Raw genomic sequence first — 15,191 nt, forward strand, 5'->3', positions numbered from 1 at the left:
CCGGGTCTGCATCTGCCAACCCGTCACCGACACCCTCCTGTGCGTACACATCAGGCTTGTACGTACACATCAGGCTCGGCCGAAACGACACCGGCCTGACCTCGTGGCTGCGCCGCATCGGTGCGATCGCATCCGTCCCGGGCGCCTCTGGTTCGTCGAGTGCCCCCAGCGCCCCGGGCGTGCCCCGGCGGCTGGGTGTCCGCGCCGCGGGTCCTCCGTTGACGTCGTCCGGCCGCGCCGCCCGTACCCGTGCGCCCCCGCCCGGCCGTGCCCCGCCCGTCTGCCGCCTGGTGCGCTTCCACCCGGCTGGGTCTTGCACGGCTTGGCCGCGCTCGGGGCAGTGTAGGCGCCGCGGCCTGCTCCCGCACCCCCCTTGCCGGGTGTCGGTCGAAGCCCCCGGCCGACCGGGCCGCCCCCACCCCCTCCTCACACCCCGGGGGCGGTCCGGCCTCCGAACCCGCCCTCCTTTGCGAAGGGGCGCCTTGGACTCGTGATGTCACACCATCGCACCCGCACCCGCCGCACCGTCCAGCGTCTGAAGACCGCCATCACCGCGGCCGTACTGATCGTGCTGACCGCCCTCGCGCTCACCGTCTCCCTGCACTGACCCCGACCGAAAGGAACGCGATGACCACCGCCGTGTACGCACGCTGCCACCTGGACGACCTCACCCTGCGCCGGGCCCGCCGCGCCCTGCACACCGCCAGCTACTCGTGGCCGGAAGCCTCCGCCCCACTGTCCCAACTACCGGCCCAGCCAGTGCCGCCGGTGGGCCCGCGAGGCCCTGGCCGACGCCGCCCGGCTGCGCCGCCAACTCACCGCACTGCGCGCCCTCTCCCACCACCACGTCAGCCGCGAGCAGTGGGCACTCATCACCACCCGCGCCGCCGACCCCCGCGCCCAAACCACCCGACGAACCGGCTGACGCACCGCAGGCCCCCAAGCCACCGCGCCCCGCCCCCGGGCGTGGGGCTGACCTGTTCCCCGGCCCTGCCAGGCATGAGCCCGCCCGCGTTCGGCCGCCGTCCCGAAGATCCGGTGACGGCGGCGGTTGCCCCGCTAACCCCTGGCCCCGTCACGGTCCGGACGCCGCCGGACCCCGCCCCCTTGAGGCGAGTCCGGCCCCCGCTCTCCTGGACCGAAAGGGCCCCGCACATGACCAGCCTCCCGCACACCCCCGCCATCACGATCCGGCCCGTGCAGGCGAACGAACTCGACACCTACTTCGCGCTCACCCTGCTCGTAGACCTCCATCTCCCCGCCGACCATCTCCCCGCTCTGAAGGACACCATCGGGCAGGCCCTGAAGGACGAGAGGGGACCGTTCTCCCACGGCTTCAACCACTTCCTGTTCGCCGAAACCGCTGACGGCACCCCCGTCGGCGCGGTCCACGTCGGCCCGGCCCGATGGATGCTGGAGCGGCAGACCCCCGCCCACACCCGCCGCGCCCTGGTCGAGCGGGTCTCCAACATCGACACCATCGCCGTCCACCCCGACCACCGCCACCAAGGCATCGCGTCCAGCCTCATGGCCCGCGTCGAAACCGACTTCCGCAACGCCGGATACCGGGCGCTGACCCTGCGCCACGAACACGACAAGAAGCGCTTCTTCACCGCCCACGGCTACACCAGCCTCCCGCGCCTCGCCGTGGACCTGCCGCCCTTCGGACTGCTCACCCACTACGACCCGGCCTGGAAGTACGCCGTCAAGCCGCTCGACCCCACCGTCACCTTCACCTCCCAGCGCGGCCTCACGACCGTCACCGGCCTCCTCCACTGACCCACCCGGTCCCCGCCCCACCCAGCCCCGTCCCCCGGTGCCGCGACCTGGGGGCGGGGGCCGACGCAACGCCCGTCGCCGCTTGCCGCCCTAACCCCCGAGCCCTCGACCGTGTGGCCCGCCGCGCCCCGCGTGCCGGCACACCCACCGCTCACACAAGAGGCCCCACGCCGTGGCCAATCCCGACCCGACCACCCCCGGCCCGGCCGCCGGGGCCGACGTCCTGGGGCAGAACCTCACCGACGCACTGAACGCCGTCGCAGGCGCCGGACAGTTCCCGCACTTCCACAACCCGTACGGGCCGAACAACGACCGGCAGCACCAGCCCGACACCACCAGCACGCACGCCAACGCCCCCTGGGCGGTCTACCACCTGGCCACCGGGAAGTTCACCGTGTCCAACCGGGAGAGGACCCTCAGCGGCGAGCACCCGCAGCGCCCTCGGCGTCCCCGGCGCAGCCGCCGCTGACCCGCGACCAGTGGCCACGCGGCCCCGGCACCCGCAAGCCGTGCGCCGCGCCGAGCACCCCGCGCGCTGCACATCGACGCACCGCACCAGCCCCCCGCGCGTTCCGTGCCGCCGACCGACCACAGCACACCGACCCCGACCCGGAAGAAGCACCCCGATGACCACCATCAAGCCCGACACCGCGCCCGTCACCGGTCACCTCGCGGACTTCACCAGCAACCCCGACACGGGCACGGTTCCCACACCGCTGGCCGAGCCGCCCCTGTGAGACGGATGCGGCAACTACACGCCCGCCCCCGGCACGGAGTTACCCGCTCGCCATCTCCGACGTCGCCCGCGTCACCGCGCGGCTCCCCGGACCCGGCTGGATGGCAGAGGCCGGGCTCTGGGGCGTCACCGGCGCGGCGGAGGCTCCCCGCACGCACCGGACCGTCTTCGAGTTCACCGCGGTCTACGAGGGCGATCTGTGCATCACCTACCGGGCGCACCCCCGCGACGGCTTCGCCGACAGCCCGGAACTGCCCGAGGGCGCGTGTAGGTACGAGGAAGGCGTCTACCTCGAGCTCGCCAGTGCCGCCGACGGACTCGACGCTCTCGCCGAGCGGTCCGCCGCCGCGATCCGCACCATCATCGGCCGCACCCCCGGCCGACGTCCCGGCCACACGGTCGACGGTGACCCCGGCCGGGCATCACCCCCACCATCAGCTGCCCCCCCCGGCGGCCCCGGCCTCGTGCCGCGCCGGGCCAGGGCCCACCCGCGCGCCCCCGCTCACGTCCCGGCCCCGCGCCCACCCACCGCCCAGCGAGGGACCCCGCCGCCACGGCCCACCCCGGCCTCACCCCGGCCCTGCGCCGGGCGGGGGCCGGGCCCCCGCGCCGGGCCGGGCTCGACCCGCGCCCGCCCAGGTACCAGCTCGGCCCCGTGTCGACCACCGCTGCGAACGTCCCGCCCGCCCCGCACCGCGACTCCGGCCACCCCGGCAGCGCCTCACCCACCGGCCCAGGCGCCCTCGACGGCCCGGCCGGCGAAACCGTCGGGGGAGCGGCCAGGGGAGGTACCAGCGGGGGAGCGACTGCCAGGGCACCCACCGGCCCCGCAGCCGGCCCTCCAGCGGTCTGCCGCCCCGTCTCGGCTACCTGTACAGGGGTGTAACGGGCCGGGCACCCCGAGCGCCTGCGGTCGGACAGGATCGGCAGCCGACGAAGCGGTCGTGCCATCCGTACGGTGTCCGCGCAGGCCCGTCTCGCGGGCGATGTACGCGTCGGGGCGCCCGCGGACGCGTGCACGATGACGGCCCGCTACCGGGCCTGGTACGCGGTCTCATGACCGTAGGCCGCCCTCTTCAACCGCTCACGTCCGGCGTTGACCAGGACGATCAGACGGGCGAGGGCAACAGGCACGGCAGGCAGGCCGAGCGAGAGAAGTAGGTCGCAGGGGCCGCAGGCTGCCGTGCCCGTGCCGGGCAGGGTGACCGTCGTACCCGAATCCCCAGCCTCCACAAGGCCACCGCCCTCTGGTTGTCCGATGCGCGCGCACCCTGTTGACCGTCCAGCCGATCTCGACGTCGTTCGTGACTCCTATGACCATGTGGCCGACAACTACGCCCACATGGTGGTGACAACGGGCATGGGCGGCATCCGTCACCATCCCGGGCTCAAGGCGTCGATCGACGCCTTCGCCGACACCGTGGGCGAGCCCGGGCCCGTCCTCGACGTCGGCTGCGGCCCCGGCACGGCGAGCGGCTACCTCGCCGAACGCGGACTCGACGTATCCGGGGTCGACCTCTCGCCCCGCATGATTGAGCGTCGCCTCCGCCACCGACCTCGACCTAGCTGAAGCCTCCCTCGGCGGCGTGCGCGGGTGGTGGCCCCTGTTCAACCTCCCCCGGTCCTTCCCCAGGTCCTCGCCCATTTCGCGTACGCCCTGAAGCTGGGCGGGCACCTCATCGCCGGCACACACGTCGGCGACGAGGACGCGGTGCGCACCGAGGCATACGGAGGAGTGCCTGTTCGCTGGACCACGTACAAGTGGCGGCCGGAGCAGCTCGTGAACTTGATCGAGCAGGCCGGACTGCAGCCGGTCGCCGAACTCCGGCTCCCTGCGGATAAGTGGAGCGGGCCGGGCGTGGTCGTCATGGCCAAGCGCCCCGCCTGAGAATCCCAGACTCTAAAGGAGTACGCCCCGGATTACCGCCTGCTCCCTCCACCTCGCCGCCCCTTGGGCCAACGAGCGGCCCCACCTCGGAACCCCGGCCCCGGCCCTGCCCCGCACCCTGGCCCCGGTCACCGCCCCCAGGTAATGGGGGCCGCTCCACGCCCGCACCTCACCGAGACTCTGGCCATCCCAGCCGCGCCACACCCACCGGCGCAGGCGTCCCCGGCCCGGCCGACGACGCCGTCGTGACAGCGGCCGGGGGAGGCGCCAGAGGGGGAGGTACCAGCGGGGGGCGGCTACCCGGGCACCCATGGTCCCGCACCTTCCAGACCGGCCACGCGCACGCCACCCCGCTACCCGCCGCCGCTCCATACTCACCGCTCCATACCCCCACCCGCGCCTCACTGCGACTCCGGCCATCCCGGCCGCGCTCCGCCCACCGAACCAGGCGACTCCGCACCCTCGGCCGAACCGGCCACCCGCGCCGCGCCCGCCGGGGGAGTAGCCACCCGTTCCCCGCCCGCCGGCCCAGCCGCACGTACCCCATCGCGCCCCTGCTCCCCGCCCGCAGACGCCCCCCGCGCAGCCCCGGCCCCCTCCGCGCCCGGCTCCTCCCCGGCCACCGCCTCACGGGCCAGCCGCCGCAGCTCCTTGATCCGCTCCACCCCCACCCCGAGACGGTGCCCGCACCCAGCCACCGTCTCCCCAGCCTCACCCATCGCCCACACGACCCGCGCCGCCTGGCTCCGTGCCGCCTCGATCCGCACCCGGCCGCGTACCCGCACTCGACGCACTTCCTCCTCCACCCCGGTAGCCACCGCCTGCTCGTCCTCCAGCGCCAACTCGAAGTCAGCCGCCAGCTCGTCGAGCACCGCCTCCCGCCGCAGCCGTTCCGCCTCCGCTTCCGCCGCCACACGCCGCTGCTCCGCCACCCGCGCCGCGGCACGCTGCAACACAGCCTTCCGCCGCGCCAGTACCCCGCCGCTCTTGCCCCTGCTCCTGGCCCCGCTTGCCGTCACCGCAAACCACCTCCCGGCCGTCAGGGCCCGCCGGTCGCGGGCCGCCACGCGGCCAGTCTCAGCCGCCCGTCCCTTGCACCGACCGGCGGCGCCGTCCGTATCCCAGGCCGTAGCACCCCCACCGCCGCGCCTGGTCCTGCTGCCGGGACGGCGGCCGCGCCGGGCGGGGAGGGAAGGGGTGGGGTGCCGGCAGGTGCGGCCCTGCTGGAGACGGGGGAGGGCCCGGGCGCGGTGCCGGTGGTGCGTGGACGCCACGGGTGCCGGAGCTGCCGGGTGAGACTCGGTGCTCGGCAACCGTCTGCCCCCGGGGCCGGTGGCAGACGGTTGCCGAGCACCTCTGGCACTGGCGACCCCGTATTGGCCCTAAGGGCCGATGTCCCTCCCAGCGGGACGCGTTGGAAGATCGCATCCAGGGCCGTGGGAGGTTCGGGGCTCCGCGCCGGATGATGCCCGCATCGACTCGCATGGCGGTGGTCTTCTGGCGGTTATGGGTATGGCAGCGAAGGCGATCACGGCGGGACGCGAGCGCTACTACCGGCGCGATATCGCCCTCGGCGACGGCGCCCGGGGCACCGAGCTGACGGTGTCCTCCAGCGTGCCGGGAGTCCCGCCCGGCGTCTGGCACGGGCAGGCCGCGGCTGCTCTGGGTCTGGCCGGCATCGTCAGCGACACCCAGATGCGGGCCCTGTTCGGGCTCGGCATGCATCCCGATGCCGTGGCGATCGTCGCCCAGCACTTGAGCGAGGGCGCCTCGCTCAAGCAGGCGATGAGGGCGGCCAAGCTCGGCCCGGCCGTACCGCAGTTGGCCGACTCCTCGCCGCTTGATAGGGAGATCGAGGAGGTCCTCGAGGAGGTCAGTGAGCAGCTGTGCCGGCCGCTGACGAAGGCCGAGACCAGGGACGTGCGGATGCGGTGCGCGGCGCGTGCCTTCCAGACCGAGTACCACCGCGCCCCGGCCGACGACGCCGAACTCCGACGGTTCCTGACCGCCCGTACCGGCCCGCAGCGCCGCGCCCTGACCGGCTACGACCTCACCTTCTCCTCCGAGGAGCTGTCGCTGCTGTTCGCCCTCGGCGGCCCCGACGTACGCAGGACCGTCCTCGAGGTACTGGCCCAGGCCCGCTCGGAGACCCTGGCCTGGATAGAGCACAACGCGCTCGCGGTCCGCACCGGCCCGGGCGGCACGGCCCAACTACGGGCCGAGCCGGGTCTGCTGGCCACGGTCTACCTGCACTACGAGTCCCGGGCGGGCGATCCGATGCTGCACGAGCACGTGGTCATCTCCCCGCGTGTGCAGAGCCCGGACGGACGCTGGCGCAACCTCGACTCCCGGCTCCTGCTGCGTGATGCCGTGGCGGCCAGTGAGCTGTTCAACCAGCGCTCCCTCGAGCTCGTCTGCTCCCGCCTGGGCCTTGTCGCCGAGGAGGTCGAGGTCACGGCCGGCCAGCGGCCGGTGATGCGTATCGCCGGGATCGACCCGCGGCTGCGCGCCAGCTTCGCGCAGCGGGGCAACGCCGTACGGACCGCTGCGGACGCCCTTTTCGACGACTACCGGCGGCGCCACGGACGCCAGCCGCACGGCGCGGCCCGCTACACGCTGCTTGAGCGGGCACGCACCCAGAGCAGTCCGGCCAAGCGCAAGGCGCGCTGTCTGGATGACCTCCTGGCCGCGTGGCGGCGCCGTGCGATCGCCGCCACCGACCGTCCCACCGTCGACCAGCTGCTCGCCACCGCGCAGGCCGCCGCCCACGCCCGGGCCCAAGCTCGGCCTGCGCCGGCTGTGTTCGATGTCGCCGCGGCGGCCGAGGACGTCCTTACGGTGGTCGCCGGGCGGCGTACGACGTTCCGCCGCCGCCACGTGCTCGCTGAGGCCCGCCGCTACCTGATGCGGACCCTGGCCGGGGCCACCGCCCCGCCCCGGGCGGCGGAGGGGATCACCGACAGGGTCCTCACCCACGGCGACTGCGTGGACATCACCCCACCCGAGATCAACCCCCCGCACTCCGACCTCACGCGCGCGGACGGCACCAGCATCTACCGGCCGATCGGCTCGCAGACCTACACCACCCGCTCCCTCCTGGCGGCCGAGGACCGGCTCCTGGCCGCCGCCCGCACAAGCGTGATCCCGCCCGTGGGCCGGGGGACCTTCGCCCGCGTGGCCGCTCTGCACCGCGGTCCGATGGATGTCGGGCAGCGCGCGCTGGCCTCCTCCTTCGCGCTCTCCGACAAGCTGCTGCTGGCCGGTCTGGGTCCGGCCGGTGCCGGGAAGACGACGGCGATGCGGCTGGTGGCTAGGGCTGTGGACGCGGCCGGTGGCCGGCTGGTCCCGCTCGCCCCCTCGTCCCGCGCGGCGAAGGTCCTCGGCGACGACCTGAAGCTGCGCGCCCACACCCTGCACTCCTGGCTGCACCAGTGCGCCCGGTTACCCGATGGGAAGCAGGGCGGTGAGGACTTCCGGCTGCGGCCGGGCGATGTCGTCCTGGTCGACGAGGCGGGCATGGCCGGTACCCTCCTGCTCGATGAGATCCTCGCCGACGCGGCGGCCGCAGGGGCGGTGGTGCGCCTGCTCGGCGACCCGCACCAGCTCGCCGCCGTCGAGGCCGGGGGAGCCCTCCGGCTCATCTCCCGGGCAGGGGGCACGGTCGAACTCGACCAGCTGCACCGCTTCCGCGTGCCCGACGAGGCCGAAGCCTCCCTCGTGTTGCGTGACGGTGACGACCCGCGCACCGCCTTCACCTGGCATCGGGACAAGGGGCGGATCGTCGCCGGAACCTACGAGGCGATGTGCGACCAGGTGTTCACCGCCTGGGCCAAAGACCTGGGCAAGGGGCTGACCTCGCTGATGACGGCCGGGGACACGGCGACCGTGACCGTGCTCAACCGGCGCGCTCAGGCTTGGCACATCGAGGCCGGTGCCGTCGACACGAGCCAGGCTGCCGCGCTGCGCGCCGGGCAGCATGCGCACGTAGGAGACGTAATCGTCACCCGTCTCAACCGGCGCCGCATGATGGTGCGCGGCGGTCGCGATTTCGTGAAGAACGGCGACACCTGGACCATCACCAAGATCCTGGCCGGCGGGGACGCGATAGTCCGACACACTCAGCACCGTGGCCGTATCCGTCTGCCCGCCGACTACCTGGCCCGCCAGTGCGAACTCGGCTACGCCTCGACCATCCACCGCGCGCAGGGGATGACGGTCGACACCTCCCACGCGCTGGCCTCCGCCCGCTCGACCCGCGAGGGCGTCTACGTCCAGCTGACCCGCGGGGCGCGCACCAACCGCCTCTACGTCGCCATTGAGGACGGCGACCGCCTCGACACCGTCCTCGCGGCGATCGCCGCCCGCCGCCGCGCCCAGCTCTCGGCGACCGAGTCGATCACCGCGCTGCAGCAGGACATCGGCGCGCCCGGGCAGCTGTCCGCGGAGTTCGCCGAGGTCGCCGAGCGCGCCACCACCGCCCGGCTGACCGGCCTGCTCGAGTGGACTCTCGGCGCCGACCGGGCCGCGACGTTCCTGGCCGCCGACGCCTACCCGGCCCTCATCCGCGCCCTCCACACGGCCGAGCGGGCCGGGCTCGACCTTGCCCGCCTGCTGTCCCGCGCGGTGCCCGCGCGCGGCTTCACCGACGCCGACGACCCCTCGGCCCTGCTGGCCTGGCACCTGCGTCAGCGACTGCAGGATGCCGCCGAAGCCCAGCAGGACGACCGGCCGCGTCCTCTGGCCGCGCTCACGCTGACCCAGCTGCGCACCCTGACGCGGCTCGCCGCCTTCCATCGGGCCGTGGCCCGTGAGGCCCTCAAGGCCGCCGACGCCGCCTCCAGTCATCTGCCCAGCCGCGTCACCACCCGTACCGGCCACACCCATCCGGCCTGGGACCAGCGCCCGCTGGGCGGCCTGACCCGCCGCGAGCTCGCGTCCCACCTGGCCGCGGTGCGCGCCCAGATCCGCCGCGCGCAGGCCGGCCGAACCGAGCTGTCCGCAGCCGCCCGGCATCACATCGCCGACCTCACCCGCGAAGCCCAGCTGCGCCGCGCCCTTAACTGGCGCGATCGCGCCCGCGAGGACTATCAGCGCGAGCGGGCCACGGCCGCCGCGCACCCGGGCGCCACCTCCATGGCCGCCATCCGCCGCACCCTTCAGACGCGACGCACCACCACAGCCCAGCGCCTGCACTTGACGCGCGCCGCACTGGCCCGCGCCGACGCCGTCACCGACAAAATCCACGCCGAGCTGCGCCTGCGTGAACGTCTCCCCGACCACCTGCCCCACCGGCCCAACCACCGAGGGGAGATCCCCCACTGGGTCGCCGACCGGCACGCCCTAGTCCACCCCGAAACCCCCGAGCACTGGCGCACGCATCTAGCCGAACGCCACCGCATCCTGGCCCGCTCGCTGGCAGACTGCGGCCACACCCTGGCCGCCGCGCCGCCCTCCTGGGTCCGCCCTCTCGGCCCGCCGCCACCCACCAGCGCGCCCCGGCGCCGCCGCGCGTGGGCCACCACCGCCGCGCTGGTGGAACTGTGGCGCACCCGCCACGCCATCACCGGGCTGCCCGGACTGGGCCCGCGGCCCGCCGACCCGGAAGCCGCGGCGGCCTGGGACGACCTGGACGCCCGGGTGCGCGCCCTGACCGGACGCCGCCGCCCGCTGCACCTCCCGCCACCCGACGCACCCACCTCCGTCATGATCGCCGCCGCCCTCAGCCACCTCGACGCCCCGCTGCCTGCAAGCCCGCTGCCCGACCACCCGGCCCTGCGCGACCCCTTCGGCGTCACCCCCATTTCCTACGCAGCACTCGACGCACGCCTCGCCCGCCGCGCCCTTGCCGCCGTGCTCGCCGGTGAACCGTTGCCCGAAGCCTGGATGGAAGAGATCACCGCCCCCGCAGGGGACGACGAAGACGAACAGCACGCCTACACAAGGCTCCTGACCGCCATCGGCGACTACCGGCGACGCCGCCACCACCGCGATGGCCCCGACGTCCTCGGCCCACGCCCCCAGGGCCTGGACGGCGAGGCCTGGGACCACCTCACCAACGCCATCGACCTCTACACCCACGCCCGCGTCCGACACCGCCTGGAACAGATACGCCGGCGCACCGCCGCTGAACGCGCCACCCTCCTGCCGCCCACCTCGCCACTGCGCCGGCAGCCCTCAATGCCCATCGACGGCCCTGGCCGCCGTCCCCCGACTCGGTGACAGCAAAGCCACGTCGCCAGCGCGTCTTGCTCGGCTGATGTCCGGGGGCCGGTGCGGCGTCGAAGCTCGGGCCCGCAACGCTGCATCCGATCAAGGGCGCAGGGCCGCCGCTGCCGCCGCCGCGAGGGGATGCCTTCACGTCTCGGCGCGGCGGAACTTACGGTTTGTGGGTTACCCAGAGCAGTTCCGCCGGCCAGCGGTATGCCCAGTCGGGTGGCTCGGTTTCGTTGTAGCCGTTAGGCGTTCCGAGTTCGGGCCGCGGCTCGATGAGGTCGTCGACGATGAGACCCCGCGCCGCGCAGGACCTTGACATCGCGGCGCGCACCGGTTCTGCGGACGGTAGTCGCGTGTTGCCGCTTGGGTAACGACGCTACCAGGACGAGGAGATCATCGCCGATGAATGCCGTCCAAAGACGGTCCTGCCGTTCGACTCAATGGAGCGTTTGCTGGGCTTCGGCGGCTCAGCGGCGGCGGGTCCAGGAAGTAGTGAGTGGAGCGGCCCGGTAACCGGGGACCGATGCCGCGCTGAGGTTTTGGGCGACCGCTGCCGGCTCGACAGGCGCCGGGGCCACCTGCACGCAGGCGGTCTTAGGCTGCGTGGTGCTCTGCCCGAATCGGCAGGCCACACCTGTCAGTTTGATGGTGATGAAGTCAGCGATCTGCGCGCCGAACTGGATGGGCTTCCCGTTGATCTTGATGTCACCAACAGCGAAGCCCTTGTCCTGGGGTACCTCGTACACGAACCGCACGGGGTGGGCCACGTCGCCGCGCTGCCTGATCCAGTAGTCGTGGGGATCGGAACCGTCCGGGGTGGCCCAGCCGTCCGTGACCAGTTTGTCGAGGTAGAGACCGACCGGGTCGGCGAGGGAGATGTTCGCCTTCTGCCGGGCGAGGTCGTTCACGGCTCCGCCGATGTGCGGGTCGCTGTTGCGCTCGGGCTCGCCGTACTTGCTGCAGTGGACGAGTTCCTGCTCAGTGATCAGCTCGTGGCCGTCGATGACCCGCACGATGGTGGCCGCGGCCGCGAGTTCGATCTCGGCTCCGAGGGTGTTGTTGCGCTGGATCAAATGCATGGCGCCGTCCGTCGTGGAGTCGTTCCACCGGTTACGAGGGTTGTAGGTGCCGGTGGCTCCGAAGAGGTCACTGTGCTGGACGTTCGGGTTGATGTACGTCCGGTAGAGCTCGAGGACCTTGGCGGGGTTCGACTGGGCGAGCAGATGCCAGTACTCGGGTCCCTCGCAGGTGAACATGACTTTGGTGATCTTCCCGGCGGCATTGCGGGTGACGCTCCACTCGCAGTACTCGTCCTGTACGTCCCGGCTGGCGTCGGCCCGCCGCCACCGCTGGGCGTCGGCCAGAAACTGGATTTTGACCAGACGGGGGAAGGCCGTCCAGGTGACGGTGGCCTCCTGGGCGTCGGCCGCTGTGCCGGTCTTGGTCAGGTTGTAGAACTGGCTGCGAGGGCTGTCGTTGAGCACCTCGTGGGGATCGGGTCCGGTGATCGAGTTGTCGACCCGGTCGCTGATGAACATGTTCCAGGCTTTCAAGCCCGTCTCGTCGAGGTCGTCGAGGTGTCCGGGTGGGCTGTAGGAGGCGTGCAAGCTCATGGGGCATTCCTTCGCTGAGAGGTGGCCGTGGGCGTACGAGCCGCGGACGGAGGCGGCTGTCAGGATGTGGGCGCGACCGTGCCGTTGTCGTTCATCCTGAGCCGCGCGGCGTCCGCGGGGATGTTGGTGATCGGCAGTGTCAGCTCGAACTCGTTGAGCCGCATCGCCTTGAAGTCGCGGCGGCGGGACTCTGCCAGCCGGACGTAGTCGTCGAAGCCGGCGGACTCCCGGATCCGTTGGCCGACGTGACCGAAGTAGTCGTCGATCCGCTGGGCGAAGGCCTTGGGCCAGGTGTCGTCGGCGAGGACCCAGCCCGCCGCGAAACGGCGTTCAGGGCTGCTGGGCGGCAGACTGATGGCGGCTTGCAGGATCGCCTGTGCGACGTGGTCCTGCAGCTCGGTCACCGCGGTCGGCGTGGTGGGGACATAGGCCATCAACTGCTCCCGGACGGGACTGAAGACCGGGTTGGTGAAATCGACCATGAACGCGCAAGCAGCGAACTTGCGCGTGATCAGGCCCTGTTCCACCATCTGCCGAACCACGTCGTTGTCCTCGCAGGCTGGCTCCGGTACGACGAAAGCGAAGAAGGTGTCGCCCGGCTGGGAGAAACCACTGCTCCTCTCCTCCAGGGCGAAGTCGAAGGTTGCAAGGCTCTCGACGTAGTGGGCGGCCGGGGCCATGGGAGGAAGGGCGGCCGCGACGGGCAGTTCGAGGTCACTCAGGAGCGCGTCGCTGTTCACCCAGAAGCCCGGGGGCAGCGGCAGGTCACCGCTGGAGGGGGTGATCGTCGAACTCTGGGTCGCCGTACTGGCCAGGTTCACAGCGGTAGTGGTGAACAGATGGCGCATCAGCTGCTCGGGATGCTCCACGGTGCCGTCCTGTGTGACGGCTGCCAGGCGGGCGGCAGTCCAGCGGCCGATCAGCGCACGGACGGTCAGCTCGAGACTTTCGGCGCCGATGACCTGCTGATACAACGGGTCGAAACGGAAGTGGTCGTCAGGGGCCAGGCGAATGTTCGCCGCCTGGGACTGCCAGTTGCTCCAGGGCGCTTTCAGCTCCTTCATCACGACACTGCCGTTGATGTGGCTGTCGAAGCAGCCGTGGCCGCGGGAGCCGGGGGCGAGAGCGGACCACGAGTTGCCCGCCCACACCCATACCGGGCTGATCCGCATGTAGTAGTTGAAGACATTCGCGGCCGGATCCCAGGTGGCCACCTGTAGAAACGTCGCGGCCGGATCCTCGTTCGCCCCCGTGCTGACCAGCAGGTCCACGTCCCGGCCGGTGACGGCGCGAGCGATAGCGAACCGCATGGAACGCGGCAGCTCGGGGGTGGAGCCGAGCGGAATCTGCCCCGCCTCGCCGATCAGATACACGGACTGGTTCGCTTTCGTCGCCGGCTCAGGCAGCCCAGCGAGGAGATCCTGCACCGTCAACGGGAAGGTGCCCTTGCGGAAGAACAATTCGGCCATCGGATCTCGCAGCTCCGCCAGCTCCTGGGCGTCCAGCGGACGGGCCTGCTGATCGACACCCACGACGAAGCGGTACAGCTTCGGTGCTTCCGGGTCGTCGACGTCCGCGTCGCCCAGGGCGGCCCGGACCGCGCGGCTGGTGGGGCGCGTGATTTCGGGAGGGGAGCCGCGGGTCTCCGCGGTGCGAGCTTGCTGCAACCAGGCGGTTGCCCGGCGATGCTCTCGTATGCCGTCCACCGACTCGACCTTTCGTCGCCCACATCTGTCCAGCCAGGTGGGAGCGGTGCGTCAGGAGGGGCTTGAGTGCCTCGCACTCCATGAACAGTCTGCCTCGCCCGAAGACATGACGCATCCGTAGCCGTGGCCGACCGGCGTACGTGGCTAGCCCGCCACCCGGGCACGCTGCTGCCCGACCGGCCGGACATTGCCGCGCCGGACGTACCCCACTCATCCAAGGGCAGCAACCATGACCACCACACCCCACACCAAAACCCCCGAGCACGTCCTCACCCACGCTAAGGCGCACCCAGGCCCGGTAGCTGACGGCACCTCATTCCCGGAGGTGGAGATGCCGGGGCGGAACCCGAGTGCTGCGAGCGTCGGGCACCGAGTGCCCGTGCTGGCGATCGCCGGCGGCACCGCCTCGGGCAAGTCGACCCTCGCGAAGGCGTTGGCACTGCACCGGCCCGGGGCCGTGGCTCTCATCCACCTGGTCGACTTCTACGTCCCCGCGCACGAGCCCCACCGCGGCATCCGCACTCTGAGCGCCACGGGTGCCGAAACGCTGGATTGGAACCATCCTGGCTCCGTCGACGAGGACGCCGCGGCTGCCGCACTCGAGGCAGCGGCCACCAACGGACAGCACCGCATCGTGGTGGTGGAGGGCCTGTTCGCCCTCACCACCCTGCCCAAGGTCGTGGCCCATGCCACCTGGCGGATCTACGTCCACGCCCCCGATGACATCCGCCTGGCCCGCAAGCTCATACGCAAGATCGAGATCCAGCACCAGGACCCACTGGTCTCCTTGCGCAACCACCTGCTCAGCGGCCGAGACCGCCACGCTCAATACGTCGCCCCCTCCCGGCATCGGGCCGATCTCGTACTCGACGGAACGATGCCGACAACGGCCCTGCTGACTGCGGTCGACCACCTGGTCGGCGCGCATCTTCCACCCACCCTTGACCGGCGGGAGCAGAGGGCCAGGCCCGCAATCCGACTGCCGACTGGCCACCTTCATCTGATTCCTTTCGTGGATACCCCCGCCTTTAGGTGGGGGAGGAAACGAAACTCCTGCGGAGTAGGGCAAGGAGCGGGGTTTCGCCCCCGGGGCGAAAAACCGTGCCCCGACCGGCAGGTTTGATCTTTACCTGCAGTCCCGCTAGTTTGTGAGCATGCCCTCTCATGTGAAGCGGGCGTTCAAGTACCGCTTCTATCCGACCGATGCGCAGGCAGCAGAGCTGTCGCGCACGTTCGGCTGCGTGCGGAAGGTCTAC

At 72.0% G+C, this 15,191-nt stretch carries 11 protein-coding genes and 1 pseudogene; 7 read left to right on the forward strand and 5 right to left on the reverse strand.

All coding sequences use genetic code 11. The features are described 5' to 3' along the window. The first annotated feature begins 1,155 nt into the window (after positions 1-1,155). Positions 1,156-1,779 carry a GNAT family N-acetyltransferase gene (locus tag ACFVVO_RS32830; protein ID WP_390059853.1) on the forward strand — a complete coding sequence of 208 codons (624 nt, stop codon included), beginning with the start codon at positions 1,156-1,158 and terminating at the stop codon, positions 1,777-1,779. A gap of 172 nt (positions 1,780-1,951) precedes the next feature. Continuing rightward, entirely contained in the window at positions 1,952-2,248 is a 297-nt protein-coding gene (locus ACFVVO_RS32835) for a hypothetical protein (RefSeq protein WP_390059855.1), read from the forward strand. Positions 2,249-3,547: 1,299 nt separating this feature from the next. Here ACFVVO_RS32835 and ACFVVO_RS32840 read toward each other — a convergent pair. After that, positions 3,548-3,748 carry a hypothetical protein gene (locus ACFVVO_RS32840; protein ID WP_390059857.1) on the reverse strand — a complete coding sequence of 67 codons (201 nt, stop codon included), beginning with the start codon at positions 3,746-3,748 and terminating at the stop codon, positions 3,548-3,550. A 25-nt stretch (positions 3,749-3,773) separates the two neighbouring features. Here ACFVVO_RS32840 and ACFVVO_RS32845 point away from each other — a divergent pair, with 25 nt between their 5' ends. Together ACFVVO_RS32845 and ACFVVO_RS32850 are read left to right on the forward strand one after the other, a co-directional pair. Further along, on the forward strand, positions 3,774-4,085 hold the full coding sequence (locus tag ACFVVO_RS32845) for a methyltransferase domain-containing protein (RefSeq protein WP_390059859.1): 312 nt from the start codon (positions 3,774-3,776) through the stop codon (positions 4,083-4,085). Between the two features lie 27 nt (positions 4,086-4,112). After that, positions 4,113-4,403 (forward strand): hypothetical protein, encoded by a 291-nt coding sequence (locus ACFVVO_RS32850; RefSeq protein WP_390059860.1) that lies wholly within the window; start codon positions 4,113-4,115, stop codon positions 4,401-4,403. A 401-nt stretch (positions 4,404-4,804) separates the two neighbouring features. Here the strand turns inward: ACFVVO_RS32850 and ACFVVO_RS32855 are convergent, their stop codons facing one another. Continuing rightward, on the reverse strand, positions 4,805-5,422 hold the full coding sequence (locus tag ACFVVO_RS32855; RefSeq protein WP_390059861.1) for a hypothetical protein: 618 nt from the start codon (positions 5,420-5,422) through the stop codon (positions 4,805-4,807). A gap of 487 nt (positions 5,423-5,909) precedes the next feature. On the opposite strand from ACFVVO_RS32855, the gene mobF reads away from it, so the two are divergent. Continuing rightward, positions 5,910-10,622, forward strand: coding sequence for a MobF family relaxase (gene mobF / locus ACFVVO_RS32860; protein WP_390059863.1), 4,713 nt, complete (start codon positions 5,910-5,912; stop codon positions 10,620-10,622). Positions 10,623-10,779: 157 nt separating this feature from the next. On the opposite strand, the pseudogene ACFVVO_RS32865 reads toward mobF, so the two are convergent. The 3 genes and pseudogenes from ACFVVO_RS32865 to ACFVVO_RS32875 form a co-directional block, all read right to left on the reverse strand. Then, positions 10,780-10,933: pseudogene (locus ACFVVO_RS32865) on the reverse strand (SAM-dependent methyltransferase); the annotation flags it as partial. Between the two features lie 150 nt (positions 10,934-11,083). After that, the gene (locus ACFVVO_RS32870) at positions 11,084-12,229 is read right to left on the reverse strand and encodes a hypothetical protein (RefSeq protein WP_390059864.1); all 1,146 of its coding nucleotides are present in this window, start codon (positions 12,227-12,229) and stop codon (positions 11,084-11,086) included. Between the two features lie 59 nt (positions 12,230-12,288). Beyond that, positions 12,289-13,935: a hypothetical protein gene (locus ACFVVO_RS32875; RefSeq protein ID WP_390059866.1), complete on the reverse strand. Its 1,647-nt coding sequence runs from the start codon at positions 13,933-13,935 to the stop codon at positions 12,289-12,291. A gap of 379 nt (positions 13,936-14,314) precedes the next feature. On the opposite strand from ACFVVO_RS32875, the gene ACFVVO_RS32880 reads away from it, so the two are divergent. Then, a complete protein-coding gene (locus tag ACFVVO_RS32880) occupies positions 14,315-15,058 on the forward strand; it encodes a uridine kinase (RefSeq protein ID WP_390059868.1) in 744 nt (247 codons plus the stop codon). Between the two features lie 31 nt (positions 15,059-15,089). Continuing rightward, positions 15,090-15,191, forward strand: a 102-nt coding sequence (locus ACFVVO_RS32885) for a helix-turn-helix domain-containing protein (protein WP_390059874.1), incomplete at its 3' end; no start/stop codon positions are given.

This window comes from Streptomyces sp. NPDC058145, from assembly GCF_042884245.1.
In the GTDB taxonomy this organism is placed as follows: Bacteria; Actinomycetota; Actinomycetes; order Streptomycetales; family Streptomycetaceae; genus Streptomyces.

Bases quoted from the DNA above. Each gene is read 5' to 3' on its own strand.
- ACFVVO_RS32830 (WP_390059853.1), top strand. From the start codon at position 1,156: ATGACCAGCCTCCCGCACACCCCCGCCATCACGATCCGGCCCGTGCAG.
- ACFVVO_RS32845 (WP_390059859.1), top strand. From the start codon at position 3,774: ATGCGCGCGCACCCTGTTGACCGTCCAGCCGATCTCGACGTCGTTCGT.
- mobF (WP_390059863.1), top strand. From the start codon at position 5,910: ATGGGTATGGCAGCGAAGGCGATCACGGCGGGACGCGAGCGCTACTAC.
- ACFVVO_RS32870 (WP_390059864.1), bottom strand. From the start codon at position 12,229: ATGAGCTTGCACGCCTCCTACAGCCCACCCGGACACCTCGACGACCTC.